Raw genomic sequence first — 21,016 nt, 5'->3', positions numbered from 1 at the left:
GAGGCAGACCCTACTTCCGGAAGACCTGAACCACCGAGGGACGCGGAGCCCGAACCGCACCTGCAGCCGGGACACCACCGGCGGGGACGTAATCCGGGAAGAACGAGTTCTGAGCAGCGAACGAGCCGTCCTCGCCCGGGTGCTGCACGGCGACGAACACGGTCCGCTCTTCGTCGTGGATGACAGGGCCACAGGTTTCGGCGTCGCGGGGGACGGCGAGGAACTGCTCCACCTTGCCGCGCTCTGGACCTTCGAGGGTGACCTTGAACAGGCCGTCCGCGTACCCGATGGTGCCGGGGGCGCCGTCGGTGGAGATCCAGAGGTTGCCCACAGAGTCGAAAGCCACGTTGTCGGGGCAGGAAATCGGGGAGACCTTCTCCACCGGGAATCCGGAGAAGTAGGTGGAGGTGTTCTTGGCGGGGTCACCGGCCACCAGCAAGAGGTTCCAGTTGAACTTGGTACCCGTCTGTTCGCGTCCCTCCGTGATCTCCACGATGTGTCCATCACGGTTCAGGGTGCGCGGGTTGACCTCCGTTGCACCTTCCTTGCCTGCCTTGCCGCGGTCTGAGTTGTTGGTGCAGGCCACGTAGACCTTGCCGGTGAGCGGGTTGGGCTGGACGTCTTCGCAACGGTCCATCTTGGTGGGGCCAACTTTGTCGGCTGCCAGGAGGGTGTAAACCAGGACCTCGGGGACGGACATTCCCGGCACAGCGGACTTACCGTCGACCACCAGCGGCAGCCACTCCCCTGTGCCGTCGAAAGCACCGTCAGCGGGGAGCTTTCCTGTGCCATCAATCTCGGCAGCAGGCGAATCTCCGGTGAACTTGGCTACGTAGAGGTCGCCCTCCGAGAGGAGCCCCATGTTGTTCTTGCGGGCTTCCTTGGAGTCGCCGGCCTGGTACTTGCCCTTGGAGACGAACTTGTAGAGGTAGTCGAAGCGCTCGTCGTCGCCCATGTAGGCCACTACGCGTCCGGAAGGAGCCACGATGACGTTGGCGCCCTCGTGCTTGAAGCGCCCCATTGCCGAGTGCTTCTTGGGCGTGGACGTGGGGTCGAACGGGTCCACTTCCACGATCCAGCCAAAGCGGTTGGTTTCGTTGGCGTAGCCGGAGTTGCGGGTATCGAAACGGGGTTCGTCAAGTTCCCACTGGCGGGCGGTTGCTTTGGCGGAGAGACCGTAGCGCTTGTCGCCGTCGCTGGTTCCAGGGGCCACGAAGTAGCCGTTGAAGTTTTCCTCGCCGGAGAGAATGGTGCCCCACGGGGTGGTGCCACCGGAGCAGTTGCCCAGCGTTCCCTTGATCCAGCGGCCTGCCGGGTCGTCAATCGTCTTGACCAGGTTGGTGCCTGCTGCTGCGCCGGTCAGCTCGTAGACGGTGTCAGTGAGGAAGCGGCGGTTCAAGGGTGCGCCCTGGATGTAGTTCCACGGCTTGTTCTTGTTCTTGCGCTCCAGTTCAACAACAGCCAGACCGTGTCCGGCGCGGCCAATGGCACGTCCCTCGGCGGGGTCGAAGCCTTCGGGCAGCATGATGTTCTCGTTGGTGTACTCGTGATTGGTGAACAGCAGGGCGCGGCGGTCTTTGGATCCCGGGATGGGCAGGATGTCGGTGTAGTCGTTGTTGTATCCGAACTGGCGTGACTGGGCTGCAGCCGTCTGTGCGTTCAGGTCAAAGGCCGGAGAGTCGGCGAAGAGCGGATCGCCCCAACGGATGACGGGCTTCCAGTCAAACCCCTCGGGGACCGTGAAAGCGTCCACTGCAGCATCCACGGGCTTGATGGCTGTGAACTTGAGCTTGGACTTATCAAAGCCCTTCTTGGCGGCATCGGCGAGTCCGTTGCCGGGATCGGCAACAGCGGCGTCTCCACCGGTCAAGGCACCACCGAACACGACGGCGAGCGCACCTGCGGCGCCGAGGCCCAGGGCGGCCCGACGGGACATGGCTGTTGAGGCGATGTCCCGGAAGTAGCCGTTGGCGCTGGTGTTGCAGACATCGCCCGAGCAGGCGTTGTCGCACTTCAGTGCACAGGTGACCGCGCTGCGCTTGCCCTTGGTGTGGCCGAGCATGGGGAGCAGCGGAAACGTGCGTCCGGTGGTTTCAGACATGGGGGGAAGACCTTCCAGAGGATGTACGAGGTTCCCGCTGAGCTTTTCAGCGGAAACCGAAGCTGAGAGGTCTCCCCGGTTAAGAAACGGTGAACAAAGGGTGCTTGTTTCCCGCCAGGACTGCGTACACCCGGCCAAGCCGTTCCAGCCACCATTCGCGACGTTCCGCTGAGGCCGCGTACTGCTCAAGCAGCCCGGGATCGGCAATGGCCTCGCGCACGTGGATGGCGCCGTCGTCGGCCACGAGCGGGTCCAGCGATATATCCGAGGTGAACAGCGAAACAGTCCCAAGCCCGCAGGCATAGGGAAGGGTGGGCAGTGCAGCTGCGAGCGCGAGCCCGGCGCGGATGCCCACGGAAGTGTCCAGGGCAGAACTGACGACGGCGGGCAGTCCGGCTTGCTCGACGATCTCCAACGCCCGACGGACTCCCCCGAGCGGAGCGACTTTGACCACGATCAGGTCCGCGGCGCCGGCCCTGGCCACCCGAAGGGGATCCTCTTCCTTGCGTACGCTCTCGTCCGCAGCGATAAGGACCGGTGTTCCGGCGTCCGAGAGCCGGCGACGGACCTCGGCCAGTCCTTCAATGGTGGGAACCGGTTGTTCGGCATACTCAAGTCCTAAAGCCGAGAGCTTGCCCAAGGCCTCTGCTGCTTGCCCTACGTCCCATCCCCCGTTGGCATCGACGCGGATGGCTGCCTCCGGCAGTGCCTCGCGAACTGCCCTTACACGTCCAAGATCGTCCCCTAGCGACTGTCCACGCTCGGCTACTTTGATCTTGACCGCATCCACGCGCCCGAACCTGGCCAGTATCTCCGGCACACGCTCTGCCGGAACGGCGGGGACCGTCGCGTTGACCGGGATGGAGTCCCTTAGAGGAGTAGGGAACCCAATCCACCCAGCTTCCAAGGCTGCGGCCAGCCAGCGGGAAGATTCGTCGTCGTCGTATTCGGGGAAGGGACAGAACTCGCCCCAGCCCAGCGGCCCTCGAAGGATGAGGGTCTCGCGCTCCATGATGCCGCGGAATTTCACGCGCATGGGCAGAGAGACTACGTGGGCGGAATCGATGAGTTCTTCGAGGGAGGGAAGTGCAGGCATGTTGCCACTGTACCGGCGCCCCCTTGGCCCCCGGGCAGGCCGATGAGGCTATGTGGATAAGCTATTCCATCCAGTAGTTCCGGACCCTGCCCAACGCCTCGCCCAGTTGGACACCGGATAATTCAAGGGTGCTTTCCGGCATTCCCAACGCATCCCACCGGGCCACCAGGGTAGTGTCCCCGTCCAGCGGCAACGGCCACAGCCAGTAGCGGCCGGTGAACTGCACATAGTCTGTGTTGTTGCTTCCCCCGCCCCCGCCCAGGCTTGTCAGCACCGGCCCGGTGACGTCCCCGGTATCTTCGAAGGAGGCCGGTCCGTGAATCGCCGCAACAGCTTTACGTCCGTCCGCCAAGGCCACTCCAAGTTCCAACCCCGCCCTGGTGTCCAGGCTTGAGCGTGGGTGGTTGTAGCTCTCCTCCACGATCTCCCGCCATTCCTGGTCTGATTCGTCCCTCCGCCGAACGGACCAGACAAGATCCAGCAGGCATCCGGTGGAGTAGACCTCCACCAGTTTCAGCGCCGCCACCATCCGCTGGCTCTGGTGGACAAACCCACCTGCCGTGACCACACCAGGCAGTTCGTCCGACGGCGGTCCGGCCCACCCCGGCCGGAGCGGCTGCGGTTGACGGGCCCGCTCGGGAGGCTCAGGGAGGTCGTCGAAGAAGCTCATGCTCCATCCATACACCACCTTGGTGGCACTGGGGAGGGGCGGGTGGCAACCGAGAGAGGGCAATCGCGATATTCTCGGAAGACGACTCAATGTGGGGGAGATATGACTCAATCAACGCCCGGCTCCGCGACACCTCCCGGCTGGTACCCGGACCCATCGGATCCGCGCCTCGTCCGTTGGTGGGACGGCCATGCCTGGACTGCCCACCAGGCTCCGCAGCAGTTTCCCCAGCAGGTGCAGTACCAACAGCCGTTCAAGGCTCCGCGTACCCCGATCAGCGAGCAGACACCTGTCTACAACCCCTTCATTTGGGCCATCACGTTGCTCCCGCTGGTCTCGGTGCTGTTCATGTTGACCTGGCAGCCTGAGTTCCGTGTCATCACCACGCGGCAGGGTGTCACCACCATGGACCCGTTCTCGATGTACACGCCGGGGTATTTCCTGCTGATGGGCTCAAGCCTCGTGATCTATGGCCTGTCGGTGTTCTTCGCGTACTTGGACTATCAGCGGTTGGCGAGGTCCGGCGTCGTGCGTCCTTTCCACTGGGCCTGGGCATTCCTGAACTCGGCCGTCTACGTGATTGGCCGCTCAGTGATCGTCAACAAAGTGGCTCCCAAACGAGGGCTGCTGCCGGTCTGGATCACCATTGGCGTCTTTGTGATCAGCATGGTGGTGGCCGGCATTTGGACCTCCAACATGATGCAGAACATGATGTCTTCCTTCGGTTCTTCACTGCCGACCTAGGCGCCCGGGAAACCTCACACGCGTTAGGTAGACTGCTGTCAAAGACGGAAGGACTACCCATGAACCGCAAGGCCACCGCGCTGGACGTCGCCAAACGGGCGGGCGTCTCCAGGAGCGCAGTCTCACTGGTTCTGAACGGCCGGGGGGATGGGAACGTAGCCAAGGAGAGCCAGGATCGCATCCGGGCAGCGGCTCTTGAGCTGAACTACTCCCCCAACGCGATCGCGCTCAGCCTGCGCAACCAGCGCTCACGGGTGATCGGCATCCTCTCCGATGAAGTGGTAGTCAGCCCCTTCGACGGCAACATCATCGGCGGGGCGGACGACGTCGCCCGCAGCCGCGGCTTTGTCACCGTGGTCATGGATACCGAGCGCGATGCCGCCAGGGATGCGAGCGCCATTGAAACCCTCCTGGACCGGCAGGTTGATGGGCTTATGTACGTAACCGTTGGCCTGAAACCCATCGAGATTCCGCACGGCATGCTCCGTGTCCCCTCGGTCCTGGCCAACTGCTACGACGACCAACCTGAGCCCCAATTGCATCACGTCATTCCGGACGAGGTAGCTGGCGGCAGGGAGGCCACTGAGCATTTGTTGGAGCTTGGCCACCGGGACATTGCCCTCCTGGCCGGATCCGAAGATTCTCCGGCCGCACCGCTCCGCGTTCAGGGCTACCGGGATGCGCATGCCGCGGCCGAGATCCCGGTTCGGGGGGACCGGATCTTCATGGCCGGTTGGGATATCGACGCCGGCTTCCGCGGCGCCATGAAACTGCTCGACGGCGTGTCCCCGGCCGATCGGCCCACGGCCATCATGTGCGCGAACGACCGTTTGGCCATCGGTGTGACCCTTGCGGCTGCACGCCTTGGCCTCAGTGTTCCCCAGGACCTCTCGATCATGGGCTACGACGACGAGACCCGGATCGCCGACACCATGGTTCCCGCACTCACCACCATGGCGTTGCCGTTGCGGGAGATCGGGCGTGCAGCCATGACAACCTTGTTGGACATGATCGAAGCCACGGACCACACAGGAAAAGGGACCACCGTTGAAACGATGGTCCCTTGCCGCTTGGTCACCCGGGAATCGACCGGGCCGGCGCCTACTCGCTGAGGCTTTCGCGTCGCGAACCCTGCACACCAGGCCGCACAACTCACCCCCTCGCCTTGCGAGGCCCACTCCGCACCCAAAGACACAACCAAACCCAGCACACCGGGCCCCACAACACACCCGCGCACCTTGCGAGGCCCACTCCGCACCCAAAGACACACCCAAACCCAGCACACCGGGCCCCACAACACACACCCACCTCGTTGCGAGGCCCACTCTGCGCCCCAACACGAGCGTCAAGCACGCAAAGCGGGCCCCACAACACGCACCCACCTCGTTGAGAGGCCCACTCCGCACCCAAAGACACACCCAAACCCAGCACACCAGGCCCCACAATACAGCAGCGCGCCGGGGTCAGGAGCCAACAGCGCACGACGCCGGCCTGCCGCCTAGGCGGGAAGGCTCAACTCCCACACGTCGGCAGTCGCGCCGTGGGGCAGGGTGAGCTGCCATTCCTCCCCCGGAGCCGGGTAGGCACGAACAGTGGTGGCCACAGAGCCCGAGCGGTACACCTCAACGAGGGAAGCATCAATGAAGATCCGGAGCTCCTCCCCTGCAACAACGGATCCTGAGTAGACCACCTGCGCGTCGGCACCGGAACCCAGGACCAATTCCACGGCACCGGCAGCGGCGCCGGCACCGTCAGCGGCGCGGGCACCGTCAGCGGCCACGGCACCGGCAGCGGCTCCAGCCACGGAACCAGCACCACCCCGCACCAGCACCTCGGAAAACGCAGGCACAGCAACAGATCCCGTAGCCCCCGAAGCCACAGCAGCACCCCGGTATGCGAGAACTTCGGGCGCAGGAGCAACCACCAGCACCCCCTCAGCCACCGACAAAACGCGGGGGTGCGTCAACACACCCGACCACCCGGCGTCGTCGATTTCTTCCTGGGTGCGGCCCCGCCGCCCGTCACGGCCGGGACCTTCGTTGGCCCACCCCCACAAGAGAGCAGAAGCAGCCTCACCACCAGCGGAATAGGAAAGCTGAACAATTTGCGGGGCATAGAAGTCGCGGCCAAGGTCCGCCTTCCCACCGGAGGACGGCGCAAATACCGGCAGCCCGGACGAAGGATCCTCGGACAAGGAGCCGGTCAGGTACCCCACACCGTTGGCGTGCTCGTGGTCGTCTCCGGAGAGCCACAAGGAGAACATCATGACCCAAGTGGAGCCGCCTGAAGAGAGAGGAACCTCCACCAGCTGCGGGCATTCCCAGATCTCAGCGGGGGTGTGGGCTGCGGCCACGGGATCAGCGGTGGTCAGCCAGATCCCCTGGTACTTCCAATCGTCAAGGGAGTCCACGGTGTACAACAGCAAAGCCGCGCGGCCATCCGACAGACCTGCACCTTGCATGGCGTAGCGGGCGCCATTGAAGTGGAAGATGAAGGGATCGCGGACTCCGGTCACCAAGGGATCGGAGGGCATGGACGCGGCAACGTGCCCGTCCTGCTCCCACGTCACCAGATCGGCAGAACCCCGGGCAATCACCACTTGTGAGTGGCCACCGTGGTCTTTGACGCCGGAATAGCAGGCAGTGGGTACGCCATCGTCCAGCGTTACGACGCCCGTCCAACAACCCGCAGAATCCGGCCCGCCGGCCTGCGGCGAAAGGGCCACGGGATGCTCCTCCCATCGCACCAGATCAACAGAGCTCAGGTGCCCCCAGGTGATCTGCGAGTGCCTCGCGGACAAAGGGTTGTACTGGAAGAACACGTGATACCGGCCGTTGATGCAGCTGATGCCGTTGGGATCGTTGATCCAGCCCTGGGCCGGCCGCGGGTGAAAGCGCGGGAACGCGGGATCCGGGTGTGTGGCAGCAGCAGCCAGGGAGGAAGAGAATGCAAGGTCCGTCAACGGAACCCCTTTCAAAAGCGATGAAAAAGAACCTACTTGCCCGTACCGGCAGTGAGCCCGTCCTGCAGCGCGCGCTGGCCGAACATGAACACCACCAGCGCGGGAATCATGGAGAGGACAACGCCGGCAAGGACCACCGAGATGCTTCCGGTGCCGAGGTTGCCTTGGAGTGAGACCAGGCCCAGCGGCAGGGTGAAGTTCTGCTCGGAAATGGTCATGATGAGCGGCCTGAAGAACTCGTTCCAGTGGAAGTTGAACGCCAGGATGCCCACGATCGCCAGGCCCGGCATGGCCAACGGCGCGTACACGGAGCGGAAGGTCCGCCAGGGTGAGGCGCCGTCGATCGCGGCCGCTTCAGCGAGCTCACCCGGCAACCCCATGAAGTATTGGCGCATCAGGAAGGTGCCGAACGCCGTCGGGATGGCCGGAATGATCAGTGCCAGCAGAGTGTCGGAGAGTCCGACGCCGCGGATCAGCATGAACACGGGCACAATGGTGACCTGCGCGGGCACCATCATGGTGGCCAGCACGATCGAGAACAGTGCACCGCGTCCGCGAAAGCGAAGGTGTGCAAAGGCGTAGCCGGCCAGGGCTGCGGTGATCATCTGCCCCACCGCGATCAGGCCGGTCACCAGCGCGCTGTTCACTACCAGCGCCACGATGTTGAGCTGCTTGAAAACTTGCTCGTAGGACGTCAGGTCCGGATTCAGCGGCAGGAACGCCGGCGGCAGCTGGAAGGATTCCGACGGCGGACGCAGCGAGGTGGACAGCGTCCACAACACCGGCCCCAGAACAAAGACGGACGCGATCAGCAGGACAACGACGCGGATGGCCACAGACCAGTCGCGCTTCTTCCGCGTGACTATAGGTGCCGTTGTGGTGACACGTTCTTGGATGGTGGTCATGGCGGGCCTCACTGGTAGAAGACGAATCGTTTGCTGAGCCGGAACTGCGCGGCAGTGATGGCCATGATGATCAGGGTCAGGATCACGCCGATCGCCGAGGCCTCGCCGAACTCCAGCCGCTGGAATGCGGACTCGAAAATGACCATGACGGCTGTCCGCGTTGAATCACCGGGTCCGCCGCGGGTGAGGACATAGGGCTGATCGAACACCTGCAGCGCGTTGATGATGGCCATGACCGAGGCCACCAGGGTGGTGGGGCTCAGCAGCGGCAAGGTGACAAACCAGTGCTTGCGCCAGCCGGTGGCACCGTCGATCGAGGCCGCCTCATACGTCTCCACCGGAATGGAGGCGAGTCCACCGATGAACAGCAGGAACGAGAACCCGAAGTTCTGCCACACATAGACAAGAATCACGACGGCGGCCGACCCGGTTGGCGTCGTCAGCCACGGGACCGCAGGGATGCCAATAAGGGAAAGCAGCCAGTTCACCACGCCGAATTGCTCGTTGAAGAGGTACCGCATGAAGATCGATACCGACGCTGCTGAGAGGATCAGCGGGAAGAAGAAGGCGGAGCGGAAGAAGACCCGGAGCCATGAGGGAAGTTTCTCCTGGACCATGATGGCCAGGCCGAGTGCCAGTCCGAGCTGGAGTGCCACGGCCACCACCACGAACACGATGGTGTTCAGGAACGAAACCCGGACGGTGGGGTCCTGGACTACCTCGGCGAAGTTGTCGAAACCCACGAACGTTGGCGCTGAGATGATGTCCCAGCGGAAGAATGCGAGCGCAATCGATGCGACGATCGGCAGCAGGGTGAAGATGCCCATACCCACGATGGTCGGTGCCAGGAAAGCCCACGGCAGCCATCGTTGCTGCACGCGGCCACGCTTGGAGACTTGTCCGTCTTTGTGGGCGGCCTGGCGACGGCCCGGCTCGCTCCCCGTACCCGTAGGCGTACTGGTTGCGGTGCTCATGGCTGCCTCCTCAGGGCGAGTTCGAGGTCACGCTGCATGGAGTTGAGGGCGTCCTTGAGTTGACGCTCGTCTCCACTGACCGCCAGGCTCACGTTTTTCATCAGGGCGGTTTCGACGGCGGCCTGCTGGGGTGGCGCCGGAATGGGACCTGTGGTGGGGAACTTGTCCAGGGTGTCGTAGAAGACCTTCCAGTTCCGCGGACCGGTTCCTGCGTAAAGCTGCTCATTGACCATGGAGCGTCGCGCGGGTGTGGTGTTGGGCGTGGGGAAAACGATCTGCATCGCTTCGCGGCTGGAGCTGAACTTCACCCATTCCCAGGCTGCGTCCTTATCCTTGGCGGTCTTCATGATCGCGTAGCCGGCCGTGCCGAACTGGTGTCGCTGGCCCCGCCATTTCGGGAAGAACTGAACGTCGAAGTCGTCCTTGGTCATCCCCGCCTCGTGGAGGCCTTGCACCCAATAGCCGCCCGCCGGCGTCGTACCTATCCTGTTGGAGGCGAAGAGGCCGATCAGTGCGCTGCCGCCGCCTTCCTCCGGCCGGACACCCAGTCCATCCTTGACCAGTCCGCGGAGGTAGTCGAAGGATTCGAAGACCCGGGGATCGTCGGCGTTGGGCTCAAGCCATTGGTAGCCGCCGGAGCGGAGGCCTCGGGAGGGGTGGTTGGCGTAGAAGCCGTCCCAGAGCCATTCGCCGCCCGGGGACTTGGTTTCCTTCAGGAAGCTGGTGTCGTTGGCGTAGAGCCACGGCACTACGCCGCCGAAGAGACGGTTGGTCCAGTAGTACGGCGTGAAGTCCTTGGGGTTGGCCTTCTTCATCGCAGCGAGGGTGCTGCGGAAATCGGTGTGCGTCCAGTTGTCGGCAGGGCGTTCCAGGCCTGCCTTAGTGAGCGCGGTGGTGTTGTAGTACATGTTCGCGGCATTCCAGTCGATGGGGAGCTGGAAAAGGCTGCCCTTATACATGAACGCTTCCACCAGGCTGGGGTGGACGTCTTCGAAGTACTCCTTCATGTGGTCCGCGTCCCGGCGCAGGTACTCGTCCAGGGGATGGGCGAGCTTTTCCGCGAAGAGTTGGGCGCCTTCGGTTGCCACGTACACCACGTCCGGCGGAGTGCCCGCGGCTACCATGGTCAGGATCTTGGTGAAGAAGTCCTTCCAGTCCACGGCCTGGATCGCCTGGACCTTGACCTTGATTTCGGGGTGGACTTTGGCAAAAGCGTCAATGACCTTCTGACGGGCTGCCGCATCTGCCGCGGTGCCCATGATGGCGATGCTGAGGCTGTTGTCTCCGCGGCCGGGGATGTCAGCACCGGTCAAGCGCGGCCACGACGCCGCGGTTACTCCAGCAATCCCGGCGCCGAGGGCTGTAAGGGCACTTCTGCGTGTGAATTGACGCAAAGCCCCATTGGTTCCCGACATGTAGCTTCCCTTCCCTAACACGTGTTAGGAAGCTTAAACCAGGACCTAACACGTGTCAACCGTCACGTGAATGTTGCAAGAATCTCACTTTTGTCCGCCACGCTGGGGCGCCACTCACACGGGCCTTCCAGAGAACTGTGGCACCCTAGACAGAATGAGTTCCCAGCAATTCCGCACCAGCGGGAGGTCGAGCAACCGGCCGGTTCACAAGCCCACTGCAGGCGTAGGAACAGGATTTCTCTTCATCCTGGCCACCATCGCCAGCATGGTGGGCCTGGCCGCGACGTACTACTTCTTTGTGCGCACCACCATGGGCCAGTTCATTGACGAGTCGGCACTGGTAGAAGCCACCGTTTTGGGCGGAACAGCAGGCAGGGCCTCCACGGAATTCCTGGACATGCTCCCCATGATGTCCCTTGCTATCGCTGCGATCATGGTTCTCTTCGTTACCATCGCCCGCCGCCGCTGGAAGGCTGCCGGCATCGCCGTTGCTGCATGTGTCGCAGCAAACGCCGCCACGCAGATCCTCAAGTTCCTCATCCCGGACCGGCCCGATCGCGGCGTCCAGACCTTGGAACTGAACTCGCTCCCCTCCGGGCACACCACCCTTGCCGCCTCCGCCGCGGCTGCGGTGTTCCTCATGGTTTCGCCACGATGGCGCCCCTTGGCCGGCTTCCTCGGCAGCACCTTCGCCGTTGCAACCGGCGTCTCCACCCTGATCAACCAATGGCACCGTCCGGCCGATGTGGTCGCAGCCTTCCTTGTGGTCGGCGCCGTCATGCTCCCCGCCGGCTGGCTGATCCTCCGCACGGGCAGCAGTTGGAACGTCTGGAAAGGCTACGGCGAGCACTGGGCCGCGTCGCGACTGTGGGTGTGGCTGACAGTGATCGCCTTGGTGGTGGCAGGCGTTGTGGCCGCGTACTCACTGCTGCAGGTCATGCCCGGCCTGAGCACCGACAGCACCATCGACTACTTCTGGGCCGGCACCGCCTTCATCGTGATCGCCGGCTACCTCTCGGCCCTCGGCGGCACCTGGCTCTTCGGCCTGGCCGCCCGGAAGAACTAGAACCTCTTCACGCACGACGGCGGCGCACCCCTAGGCGCCCACCGCACCACAACCACGACGGCGGCGCACCCCCACGCGCCCACCGCACCAGTGGTCGCGGGAGCATGGAGTGTCAACGGGTGCGAAGTGTCAGGAGCCTAGTCCTCCGGGCCGACGGAATCGAAAAACTTGGGCTCCCCTGGAGAAGCGGAGCCGTGAACCCTGGCCTGTTCCTGAATAAAGTGCCGGTCCTCATCAGTGAGCTGCGTGCCGCCGTGGGCGTCAACCGCACTCCCCTCCCCCGTCTCGCCATTGATGATAGCGGTGACGGTCCGCGGCACAATCATGGTTCCCGGATTGTCGATGAGCCACTGTCGCGTATCCGGCGAGAGTTGGTCCCAGAATTCTTTGATGTGCACAACAATCAGCACTGCCCTTCATTGGTCGGGGGTGGATTCGTGGAGTGCGCCGGTGCACCGGAGTGATGCCCGGATTGTCAGGGCCTCAGACCCTCCTTAAGGCTAAGCCCGGTCGGGGCGATCTTGACCCGGCCCCGGCCAGATATTTGACCAATGAGGTCGACGCACCTCCCACCATGGGTTACAGTTAGTCCACTCGATGGACTAACAATGGCACTTCCCAGGAGAACCCCATGTCTTCCACCCTCAAGCCCGCCTCAAGCAGCAGAGCTGCTTCTGCGCACATTCCCGGATCCCGGGACCTCGTGGTCGATTTCATCCGCGTTGCCTGCATGTTTGCCGTGGTTGCCGTTCATCTGCTGATGATGGGAATCAGCGTGGACTCCGCAGGCATCGGCGTCGGCAATCCGCTGACGTCCCTGAGCTGGTTCGCTCAAGGTACGTGGTTCGGCCAGGTCATGCCGCTCTTCTTCGTGGTTGGTGGCTTCGCCTCGCTCACCTCATGGCGGAGCTTACAGCGCAAGGGTGGCGACGCCGGAGACTACCTGCGGAACAGGGTGCTCCGGCTGGTCCGCCCCACGGTTGCCCTCTATGCGTTCCTCACGGTTGCGCTGTGGAGCGCGACGGTGGCGGGTGTCCCAGGCGACCTTCTTTCGGTTATCGCCTCGGGCGCCGGAGTTCAGCTGTGGTTCCTTGCTGCCTACCTGATCTGCCAGGCAATGGTTCCCACCATGGCGAAGCTCCACGGCCTGGCACCCTACCGGACCATCGCGGCGCTGGCCGCGGGCGCCGTCGTCGTCGATGTCCTTCGCTTGGGCTTGGAGCACAATCAGTGGGGCTTCGACTCCAATCCGATCGGGCTGCTGAACATGGTGTTTGTGTGGGGACTTCTGCAGCAGTTGGGCTTCTTTTACGCGGATGGGTTCTTTGACCGCTTTGCCGGCTGGAAGCTGCTGTTGGCAGCAGTTGCTTGCTATGGGGCGTTGGTTCCGCTCACTTACTCGGGTCCCTACCCTGTGGACATGCTGACCAGCCAAAACCCGCCGATGTTCCCGCTGGTGCTGGTGGGCCTGGCGCACGTTCTGCTGGTGAAGGCCGTGTATCCGGTGTTGAAACGCTGCGTGCAGGTGGGCTGGGTGCAGAAAGTTATGTTCGTCGTGGGCAGCCGGGCCATGACCATCTACCTGTGGCACCTGCCGTTGATCATCGCCATGTTCGGGATCGCCTTGGTTCTGCGACTGCCATTCCCCCAGCCCGCCAGCACCGAGTGGTGGCTCAGCCGGCCCCTGTTCTATGTTGCGGCGTGGGCTCTGGTGCTGCTTGTTTCCACGCCCCTGGTCAGGTTGGAGCTGGCCGGCACCGCCTTGGCTCCGGGAGCTTCGCGCCCCTCCATGTGGCGCATTGCAGTCGGAACCATCCTGGCGATCATCCCGCCCTTCGTAGTGATGCGGCAGGGCCTCGATGTCACCAATGCGACGTGGGGCATGGTCCTGTTGGTGATCGCCGTGGCTCTTGTCACCGGGAAAGTCCCCAGCCGGTCATGGAAGTCGACGCATCCTGCCGGACGCACCCAAGCCTGAGCAGCGCGAAAAAACAAGCCTTCACCAGCGCGCTCCTGCGGGGTAGATTCTGCGCTACCGCACCCGGCCACCCAATTACCGGGTCCCCACAGGGAGATGCATGAAATGCATACAAGGCAAAAACCACGCATTGAAAACCGAACCTCTGCCCTCGCGGCAGGAATGGCGACCGTCGCCATTCTTGCCGTAGCAATAACGCCACCCGCCCTGGCTGCCAAAGGAACGGACAGCCAGGCCCTCCGCGATGCCGTCACCGCCCAGGCGATAGTTGGCCACCTCGAAGAACTCCAAGCGATTGCCGATGCCAATGGCGGCACGCGATCAGCAGGGACCACGGGGCATGTGGCCTCGGCGGAGTACATCGAGCAGCAACTGAGGGCGGCAGGCTACGTGCCGCAACGCCAGTACTTCGAATATCTCAAGTTCAATCTGGCCAGTGAATCCTTCGCGCAGGTTACGCCAACCCCGCGGACGTACACCGAGGACGATTTCGCGGCAATGTCCTATTCAGGTTTTGGTGATGTGACAGCAACGGTGACTCCAGTGGACATCAATCTCACGGGTGACCGTGCGTCTACCAGTGGATGTGAGGCTGCAGACTTCAGCGGGTTCGTGGCAGGAAACATCGCTCTCATCCAGCGCGGAACGTGCCCCTTCAACACCAAGGCCGCGAACGCCCAGGCCGCCGGGGCCGCCGGCGTCATCATCTTTAACCAGGGCGACGCCGATGACAGGCTGTCGCGGCTGGATGGAACGCTTGGCGCTCCGACGGCCGACAACCCCGCAGTGACCGTGCCAACAGTAGGCACAAGCTTCGCTGTGGGCGAGGAACTGGCCGGCTTCACCGGTGCCACGGTACGGATCGTGGTTGAGGGCACTACGCAGCCGATCGAAACCTTCAACGTCCTGGCAGATACGGCCGGCCGTGCAGACCGCACGGTGGTGGTGGGAGCCCACCTCGATTCCGTGGCTGAAGGCCCCGGCATCAATGACAACGGTTCCGGGTCAGCAGCCATCCTTGAGACTGCCCTCCAGTTTGCTGCGCTCGGGATTTCCCCGGAGAACCGTGTTCGTTTTGCCTGGTGGAGCGGCGAGGAAGACGGCTTGATTGGCTCGGACTATTACGTCTCCCAGCTGAGCAAGAGTGAACTGAAAGGCCATGCCGTCAACCTCAACTTCGACATGGTGGCTTCACCCAACCCCGTCCGCTTCGTCTACGACGGCGACGGCAAACCGCTTGGGACCGCAGGACCCAACGGCTCGGCGGTGATCGAGAAGGTGTTCCTGGACTACTTCGCATCCCAGGGCCTGGCAACGGAGCCTACCGAGTTTGATGGCCGGTCCGACTACTTCGGATTCATCGAAAACGGTATTCCAGCCGGAGGTCTCTTCACCGGAGCAGAAGAAATCAAGACCGCGGAGCAGGCGGAAATCTATGGCGGCACGGCAGGGGCAGCCTACGACCCTTGCTACCACCAGGCATGCGATGACATCACCAACATCGACACCGCGGTGTTGGAGCAGATGGCCGACGCTATTGCCCACTCCACGCTGGTCTTCGCGCAAACCCAATCCGCGGTGAACGGCACAGCTAAGGGCACCGGCAACCTGAAGCTCGAGTTCAAGGGCAACCAGGCAGTCCGCTAGTCGTTCTGTTTGGATACGACAACGGCCGCGGGGCAGCCCTTACGGGGTTGCACTGCGGCCGATTGCTGTTCGTGCTTTTCGGGAAAGACCTAAGCTTCAGTAGCGGCCTTGGGTGGAGCGGTATCCAACACTCGACGCTTGACGTCCTGACGAGTCGTTTGGGTCTGGAAGCCTGCAGCAGCAAGGCCAGCCCGCCAGTCTCCGTGGCAGGTCGACAACTCTTCGAAGACGGCCCTGATGAGTTCTTTGGGCGGGGGGATGTGTCCATCTCCAGTCTCAGGCCCCCACCGGTCCATCAGCATGAAAAGATTTTCGGAGTCACCAACCACATCAACAAACGGCAGTTGGTGTTTCTGGATATGGAACCAATCCTTGGCGTTCTGGATTAGGCCCACGGTGTGGCTGAAGCCGGCAGAGTACGCCGGAATCAGGTTATGAGCCACGCTGGCCGGCAACTCGGACATATCCTGGCCGTCCATCTCCCAGGCATACTTCATGTAGCGCTCCACCGCGCCCGGGTAAAAGCGGGAAATGGATGTCTGCGGATTGACGGCGAGCGCCAGCGATGTGGGAAAGAACCTCGACAAGGCCAGGCTGGCATAACCACCCGCGGAACTGCCGAAGAACACCAGGTTGTACCCGCCAGTGTCTCTTACAACGCGCCGCACAACATCGGCCAACGTCTCCTGTAGGTCCGGCTGCTCCTTTGAGCCCGCGTACCAACCCAGATTGAAGTCAGCGGATTTACGCAAGCTGGGGTCTGAGATGAAGATGCGGTTGACGGGTAGGCCGGCCGTAACTCCTTGTCCCAGGAACCACGGGAGTCGGACGTCTTTTTCTGCCGCTCCGTGAAAACACACCAAGGTGGTATCGGAGTCGGCAGGGATGTTCAGGATCTCAAGCGGCAAGCCCTGGTGCTGGATCTCAATCTGCCCTGCTGGAACCTCGTCAGCGGAAAGGAAAGTCTGGAGGTCCGGGAAGCTGGCGGGTGTCGGAGTTTGGACAACTGGGTTTTCTGGCACCACGGTAGTCTAGCCGCGACGGCCAAGGACCCCGGAATTCCGTCCCCCCTCCAAGCCTGTCAGTAGTTCCGCCGGTGCTTCAACCTTGGAATTGCGACGGCGAACACCACTGCCGCTGCGAAGCCCAGGACGCCTGTTGCCCAGATCCCTGCGGACAGTGAAATGGCGGCCGTCAGCCCGGAAAGCAGGACCGGTCCCCCGGTTGCACCCGAGTCGGCGATGAAGCGCCATATGCCCAGGAAGTGGCTCCGCCCGTTGTCCGGAGAGAAGTCGGCGCCCAGGGTCATAATGAGTCCGGAACTGATGCCGTTGCCGAACCCGATCAACAGCGCCACCAGCAGCAACGGCACAAACCCTGCGGTGAAGGGAATCAGGATCAGGGCCGAGCCCATAATCAGCGTGGATGGGATGGCCACCCACTGCCTGCCCTTCCTGTCCATGAGCTTTCCGGCTGGATAGAACACCAGCATGTCGATCGCACCGGACAGTCCGAACAGCAGTGAAGCGTGGGTCGCATCGAGCCCCAAATGATCCGCCCACAACGGGATGACCACCTGCCGCGAGGCCCGCAGGGCGCTCAGCAACAGGATCCCGAATCCCACGGACAGGAACACGCCCGCATGGGAAACCGCGACGCTCCGCAACGTGGACGCCGGAGGCCGGGTGCCGCCGTCGGACGCTCCGGGAGACACCAGGTCCGGGATGGTGAGCGACAAAGCCGCGGCCGCCATCATGCCCGCAAAGCCCACCCAGTAGGCGCCGCTGATCCCTGCGAACTGCATGACGCCGGCACCAACAAAGGGTCCAATGAAGATGCCGATCCTGGTCACGCCTCCAAGGGTGGAGAGCGCGCGGGCTCGGAAGAGAACCGGGACCGCCTCAGTGAGGAACTTCTGCCGAGCCAGATTGAAGACGCTGGCTGACATACCCACGAGGGTCATGGACACCGCCAACAGCCACAGGCCGTCGTCAATCTGCGGTGCGAACGCTGCAGCACCCAGCGCGATGGCACCCAAAGCTCCGGCGCCAACGATCGACCATCGTTCACCGAACTTCTCCGTGATGATCGAGGCCGGAATGTTGAAAATCCAGGAACCCAGCCCGATCAGGGTCACGATCAAGGCCGAGACTGCGACGGACGCCCCAAGGTCACGGGCCGAAAGGGCAATAACGGGCAAGACCGCCCCTTCACCAATGCAGAAAAGCAGCGCGGGCCCGAAGGCCGGCAAGGCAACACTGCGGAGGCTGAACGTTGGGGTCGTCTGGGTCTTGGTCATCCCTTTCATCCTAGGACTGCCGTAACTGCAGTCGGGCCCAGCATTACTTTCCTCAATGCGCCCCCGGCCGGCAGTGCGGCCCGCAGTTGTTGCAGCTCCGGGAGTCGAAGCCGCAACAACTGCGTACGAAGTGGAATTGCCTGCCCGGGTTACCGGCGGATTGCTGCTGCCTTCCGGCGTCCACCTGCTGCCAACACGAGCCCCATCAGGAGCATGGCACCTGCCCACAGAACAAACGTTCCGTTTACTCCGGTAGCCGCCAGTGCTGTGGAACTTCCGACGGCGGTGGAGACTGCCGCGGGCATCGCACCCTGGGTGGAACCAGCGGTCACAATCGTGGCGGCTTGGGTACTGACGCCCGCCGTAACGATCCCGGCGTTACCACCGGGGACGAGGCCACTGGCAGGCGGGTTCACGGCGGGAGGGGTCACAACCGGAGGGGTAACAACCGGCGGGTTCCCTGCGGGAGGAGCAACAACCGGCGGGTTCACTGCAGGAGGCGCAACAGCCGGCGGGTTCACTGCAGGAGGCGCAACAACCGGAGGGGTCACAACCGGAGGCGCAACAACCGGAGGATTCACTGTGCCGGTCGAGCCACCACCGACACCCACCGCGGTGGACCCTACGGTGATCGGTGCGCTAATCGGAACGATAACCTGGGTACCGGAGAGGATTCCGCCGTTGCCGGTGGTTGTGCTTCCACCCGTCGTACCGGCCGGAGCACTACCACCACTGGTGCCAGCGTTCGTGGCCGACGAATTACCCAGCAGACCAGCCGACGTGGAACCCAGGTTCACCGGAGCAACCACCTGCGTACCGGAGAGAATTCCGCCGTTGCCGGTGGTTGTGCTTCCACCCGTCGTACCGGCCGGAGCAGTACCACCACTGGTGCCGGTGCTCGTGGCCGACGAATCACCAAGCACACCGGCAGACGTGGAACCCAGGTTCACCGGAGCAGTAACCGGGGCAACCACCTGAGTCCCCGAAGCAACCCCATCCGAACCACTTGTCGATGCACCCGAAGAAGACCCAGCGGGAACAGCCGGAGCGGCAGGGGCGGAGGAACCGGAGGTAGCTGCAGAATCGCCAGCTATTCCCACGGCAGTGGCTCCGATGTTAACAGGGACCGATATCGGAGCCACTACCTGAGCGCCGGATGCAATTGACTCTCCCCCCGACGTGGTTGCCTGCGCCGGCGCTTGAGCCGGTGCAGGAGCTGGTGCTGGATTTGATGCCGCTGGGACAGTGGTGGCTGATGAATCCCCCAGAACACCGGCAGACGTAGACCCAACCGTGACGGGCACCGTTACCGGCGCCACCACTTGGGTTCCCGAAGCGATGCCGCCGGAACCGCTTGTCCCGGCGGCCGGCGTCGAACCTGTTGCCGCTGCCGGCGCGGCAGGTGTGGCTGAGCTCGTCGCAGTGGAGCCCCCCAGCAGACCCACTGACGACGAGCCCAGGCTTATGGGCACCGTGACCGGGGCAATGACTTGCGTCCCGGAGCCGATGCTGTTGGAGCCATTGGTAGTAGCGGAAGGCGCCTTGCCCGAACCTCCTGCAGTTCCCGGCGTGGACGCCGTAGCTGCTGAATCCCCCAACAGTCCCAGAGAGGTGGCGCCAGTGGTGATCGGCGCTGTAACCGGCGCTATGACTTGTGTACCGGAAAGGAGTCCATCTTTCCCGGAGGTGGTGTCCGCAGCATTGGCCGCGGTTGCGCTGAGGACAATCATGCCCCCGGCAAAGCACGTGCCGAGGAGGCACTTGCGTAGGGTCGTATTCATTGTGATCTTCTCCTGAAGGTCTTGTTCCCGAAGGCGTCCGTTGACGGATCGCCCGAATTGCCGTCGGCTGCGTGCTGTTGCGCAGCGGGGCTGGGGAACTAGTCAGGAGATGAGCCGGGATCAAATGAGACCGGCTTTGGATGCTGTTCATCGCTGACCTCAAGAAGGCCGGCGAGGGAATCTGCTGGGATGATCAATGCGCCATGAAGGAAGGCGGCCGCGGGGCTGGGCGGACCATTCTGGGAGTTGCCGGACCCCGCTCCTGCGAGGGCGGCGGGAACTGCACCTGGGCCGGCCGGCAAGCCTACGGGGGCTGCAGGCTCCTGGGTCGAACGGACTTCGACCGCATGTTCCGTGCCCGCGGAACCCAACGTGCGGGAAATGGACTGCGACGGTGCCAACGTGCTGGCTGAACCCAAAGTACTGATTCGAGCAGTGGGTTCGGTTCCCGCAGCTGCACGCTCGTCGACAACGCTTTCGAGCGCTGCCGGCACGTGCGGGGAACCGACTACGGCAGACTCCGGAAGGATGCCCTCGCCTGGTGCCGCGTCTCCTGACGGTGCTGCCGGCGGCACAGTGACGGTGTCCCCGGGCAAAGGTGGAAGGGCCGGCACAGTCGGCGAAATGACGGAGCCGGCCGGGGGAAGCCCTTGGTCAACCACATCGTCCACTACCTCGATGATGGGCTGAACGATGGGCTTGGTGATGTCGGTGACGGGTTCCAGGGCAACAGTTTCCAGTGCATCATTGACCGGCGGAACAACTGCAGAGACTGCCTGGTCCACGGTTCCGGTCACTGGCACCAGTGCGGTATCCACAACGCTTCCGACGGTCTGCCCTGGAACCACCCGGTTGACTGCCGGCACGGCTCCGACGATTTCGTCTACAGCCCCTCCCACGCGCTCCACGGTTGGCGTTACGGCTGGAACAGGAACGGAAACCGGCTGTGAGGGCACCACTGCTTTGAGTGGCGAAGGCAGCGGTACGTCTGGGATCGGAACACTGATGGCGGACGCCGTCGCCTGCGGGGCAACTACTTTTGCCACGGACCCGACGGCGTCCGTAGCCGCTGCTGTAGCAGCACCCACCGTCTTGGTCGTCTTGGCGATGGTGCTGCTCACAGTATCGGTCGTTGAGGATAGAGCGGACGAGGTGGAGGACGTTATCCCGCCATGAAGTGATTGGTTATCCGCGGCCCCAGAGTCAGCGCTGGCACCTGTTGCGGAGAGTGTCATCCAGAGTGCCGTTCCGGCTCCAGCGATCATGACTGAGCGGAGAATGGTGGTAGCACGCGGGAAGACGCGTGTGCCCTTCATCTCGACACCCCCAGGTAGTCGCGAACCGAATGGTCGCCTTCATCCTAGGACGGGAGTCACCG

The 21,016-nt window shown here is 63.3% G+C and carries 17 protein-coding genes; 5 read left to right on the top strand and 12 right to left on the bottom strand.

Annotated elements, in window-relative coordinates:
• Window positions 1-10 precede the first annotated feature (10 nt).
• From AC6JA3_RS05675 to AC6JA3_RS05665, 3 genes are all read right to left on the bottom strand, one after another.
• A complete protein-coding gene (locus AC6JA3_RS05675) occupies window positions 11-2,101 on the bottom strand; it encodes a PhoX family protein (RefSeq protein ID WP_497919986.1) in 2,091 nt (696 codons plus the stop codon).
• 79 nt (window positions 2,102-2,180) lie between these two features.
• Window positions 2,181-3,197, bottom strand: coding sequence for an o-succinylbenzoate synthase (locus AC6JA3_RS05670; protein ID WP_497919985.1), 1,017 nt, complete (start codon window positions 3,195-3,197; stop codon window positions 2,181-2,183).
• 61 nt (window positions 3,198-3,258) lie between these two features.
• The gene (locus AC6JA3_RS05665) at window positions 3,259-3,867 is read right to left on the bottom strand and encodes a hypothetical protein (protein ID WP_497919984.1); all 609 of its coding nucleotides are present in this window, start codon (window positions 3,865-3,867) and stop codon (window positions 3,259-3,261) included.
• Between the two features lie 102 nt (window positions 3,868-3,969).
• Between AC6JA3_RS05665 and AC6JA3_RS05660 the strand changes: the two genes are divergently transcribed.
• Together AC6JA3_RS05660 and AC6JA3_RS05655 are read left to right on the top strand one after the other, a co-directional pair.
• Window positions 3,970-4,611, top strand: a complete 642-nt coding sequence (locus tag AC6JA3_RS05660; RefSeq protein WP_026541178.1) for a DUF2510 domain-containing protein — start codon at window positions 3,970-3,972, stop codon at window positions 4,609-4,611.
• A 59-nt stretch (window positions 4,612-4,670) separates the two neighbouring features.
• Window positions 4,671-5,723: a LacI family DNA-binding transcriptional regulator gene (locus AC6JA3_RS05655; protein ID WP_026541179.1), complete on the top strand. Its 1,053-nt coding sequence runs from the start codon at window positions 4,671-4,673 to the stop codon at window positions 5,721-5,723.
• A gap of 386 nt (window positions 5,724-6,109) precedes the next feature.
• Here the strand turns inward: AC6JA3_RS05655 and AC6JA3_RS05650 are convergent, their stop codons facing one another.
• From AC6JA3_RS05650 to AC6JA3_RS05635, 4 genes are read right to left on the bottom strand one after another with little or no spacing between them, the layout of a single operon-like run.
• Window positions 6,110-7,573 (bottom strand): glycoside hydrolase family 32 protein, encoded by a 1,464-nt coding sequence (locus AC6JA3_RS05650; protein ID WP_497919983.1) that lies wholly within the window; start codon window positions 7,571-7,573, stop codon window positions 6,110-6,112.
• A gap of 32 nt (window positions 7,574-7,605) precedes the next feature.
• Window positions 7,606-8,478, bottom strand: a complete 873-nt coding sequence (locus AC6JA3_RS05645) for a carbohydrate ABC transporter permease (protein ID WP_497919982.1) — start codon at window positions 8,476-8,478, stop codon at window positions 7,606-7,608.
• Window positions 8,479-8,486: 8 nt separating this feature from the next.
• Window positions 8,487-9,452 carry a carbohydrate ABC transporter permease gene (locus tag AC6JA3_RS05640; RefSeq protein WP_026541182.1) on the bottom strand — a complete coding sequence of 322 codons (966 nt, stop codon included), beginning with the start codon at window positions 9,450-9,452 and terminating at the stop codon, window positions 8,487-8,489.
• Window positions 9,449-10,867: an ABC transporter substrate-binding protein gene (locus AC6JA3_RS05635; RefSeq protein WP_497919980.1), complete on the bottom strand. Its 1,419-nt coding sequence runs from the start codon at window positions 10,865-10,867 to the stop codon at window positions 9,449-9,451. Before AC6JA3_RS05635 ends, AC6JA3_RS05640 begins: the two co-directional genes overlap by 4 nt.
• A 154-nt stretch (window positions 10,868-11,021) precedes the next feature.
• Between AC6JA3_RS05635 and AC6JA3_RS05630 the strand changes: the two genes are divergently transcribed.
• Entirely contained in the window at window positions 11,022-11,933 is a 912-nt protein-coding gene (locus AC6JA3_RS05630) for a phosphatase PAP2 family protein (RefSeq protein ID WP_223943535.1), read from the top strand.
• A 137-nt stretch (window positions 11,934-12,070) separates the two neighbouring features.
• Here AC6JA3_RS05630 and AC6JA3_RS05625 read toward each other — a convergent pair whose 3' ends face one another.
• Complete coding sequence (locus AC6JA3_RS05625) at window positions 12,071-12,343, bottom strand: hypothetical protein (RefSeq protein ID WP_026541185.1); 273 nt, start codon at window positions 12,341-12,343, stop codon at window positions 12,071-12,073.
• Window positions 12,344-12,564: 221 nt separating this feature from the next.
• Here AC6JA3_RS05625 and AC6JA3_RS05620 point away from each other — a divergent pair, with 221 nt between their 5' ends.
• Complete coding sequence (locus AC6JA3_RS05620; protein WP_497919979.1) at window positions 12,565-13,911, top strand: acyltransferase family protein; 1,347 nt, start codon at window positions 12,565-12,567, stop codon at window positions 13,909-13,911.
• Between the two features lie 105 nt (window positions 13,912-14,016).
• Window positions 14,017-15,558, top strand: coding sequence for a M28 family peptidase (locus AC6JA3_RS05615; RefSeq protein ID WP_497919978.1), 1,542 nt, complete (start codon window positions 14,017-14,019; stop codon window positions 15,556-15,558).
• Window positions 15,559-15,647: 89 nt separating this feature from the next.
• Here AC6JA3_RS05615 and AC6JA3_RS05610 read toward each other — a convergent pair whose 3' ends face one another.
• The 4 genes from AC6JA3_RS05610 to AC6JA3_RS05595 all read right to left on the bottom strand — a co-directional run bounded on the left by AC6JA3_RS05610 (window position 15,648) and on the right by AC6JA3_RS05595 (window position 20,903).
• Window positions 15,648-16,580, bottom strand: coding sequence for a hypothetical protein (locus tag AC6JA3_RS05610; RefSeq protein ID WP_139183422.1), 933 nt, complete (start codon window positions 16,578-16,580; stop codon window positions 15,648-15,650).
• Between the two features lie 59 nt (window positions 16,581-16,639).
• Window positions 16,640-17,857 (bottom strand): MFS transporter, encoded by a 1,218-nt coding sequence (locus AC6JA3_RS05605; RefSeq protein ID WP_091549793.1) that lies wholly within the window; start codon window positions 17,855-17,857, stop codon window positions 16,640-16,642.
• 149 nt (window positions 17,858-18,006) lie between these two features.
• Complete coding sequence (locus AC6JA3_RS05600) at window positions 18,007-19,638, bottom strand: cell wall anchor protein (RefSeq protein WP_497919977.1); 1,632 nt, start codon at window positions 19,636-19,638, stop codon at window positions 18,007-18,009.
• A gap of 98 nt (window positions 19,639-19,736) precedes the next feature.
• Window positions 19,737-20,903, bottom strand: coding sequence for a hypothetical protein (locus tag AC6JA3_RS05595; RefSeq protein ID WP_497920622.1), 1,167 nt, complete (start codon window positions 20,901-20,903; stop codon window positions 19,737-19,739).
• Between the last annotated feature and the right edge of the window lie 113 nt (window positions 20,904-21,016).

This window comes from Arthrobacter sp. TmtSoilC79 (genome assembly GCF_059739405.1).
Note: the sequence above shows the minus strand (reverse complement) of the source record. Positions and strands in the feature narration are given on the sequence as shown.

What these genes read in the sequence shown, in the direction of transcription:
- AC6JA3_RS05675 (WP_497919986.1), bottom strand. Translation starts at nt 2,101, where the DNA reads ATGTCTGAAACCACCGGACGCACGTTTCCGCTGCTCCCCATGCTCGGC.
- AC6JA3_RS05670 (WP_497919985.1), bottom strand. Translation starts at nt 3,197, where the DNA reads ATGCCTGCACTTCCCTCCCTCGAAGAACTCATCGATTCCGCCCACGTA.
- AC6JA3_RS05665 (WP_497919984.1), bottom strand. Translation starts at nt 3,867, where the DNA reads ATGAGCTTCTTCGACGACCTCCCTGAGCCTCCCGAGCGGGCCCGTCAA.
- AC6JA3_RS05660 (WP_026541178.1), top strand. Translation starts at nt 3,970, where the DNA reads ATGACTCAATCAACGCCCGGCTCCGCGACACCTCCCGGCTGGTACCCG.
- AC6JA3_RS05655 (WP_026541179.1), top strand. Translation starts at nt 4,671, where the DNA reads ATGAACCGCAAGGCCACCGCGCTGGACGTCGCCAAACGGGCGGGCGTC.
- AC6JA3_RS05645 (WP_497919982.1), bottom strand. Translation starts at nt 8,478, where the DNA reads ATGACCACCATCCAAGAACGTGTCACCACAACGGCACCTATAGTCACG.
- AC6JA3_RS05640 (WP_026541182.1), bottom strand. Translation starts at nt 9,452, where the DNA reads ATGAGCACCGCAACCAGTACGCCTACGGGTACGGGGAGCGAGCCGGGC.
- AC6JA3_RS05635 (WP_497919980.1), bottom strand. Translation starts at nt 10,867, where the DNA reads ATGTCGGGAACCAATGGGGCTTTGCGTCAATTCACACGCAGAAGTGCC.
- AC6JA3_RS05630 (WP_223943535.1), top strand. Translation starts at nt 11,022, where the DNA reads ATGAGTTCCCAGCAATTCCGCACCAGCGGGAGGTCGAGCAACCGGCCG.
- AC6JA3_RS05620 (WP_497919979.1), top strand. Translation starts at nt 12,565, where the DNA reads ATGTCTTCCACCCTCAAGCCCGCCTCAAGCAGCAGAGCTGCTTCTGCG.
- AC6JA3_RS05615 (WP_497919978.1), top strand. Translation starts at nt 14,017, where the DNA reads ATGCATACAAGGCAAAAACCACGCATTGAAAACCGAACCTCTGCCCTC.
- AC6JA3_RS05605 (WP_091549793.1), bottom strand. Translation starts at nt 17,857, where the DNA reads ATGACCAAGACCCAGACGACCCCAACGTTCAGCCTCCGCAGTGTTGCC.
- AC6JA3_RS05600 (WP_497919977.1), bottom strand. Translation starts at nt 19,638, where the DNA reads ATGAATACGACCCTACGCAAGTGCCTCCTCGGCACGTGCTTTGCCGGG.
- AC6JA3_RS05595 (WP_497920622.1), bottom strand. Translation starts at nt 20,903, where the DNA reads ATGATCGCTGGAGCCGGAACGGCACTCTGGATGACACTCTCCGCAACA.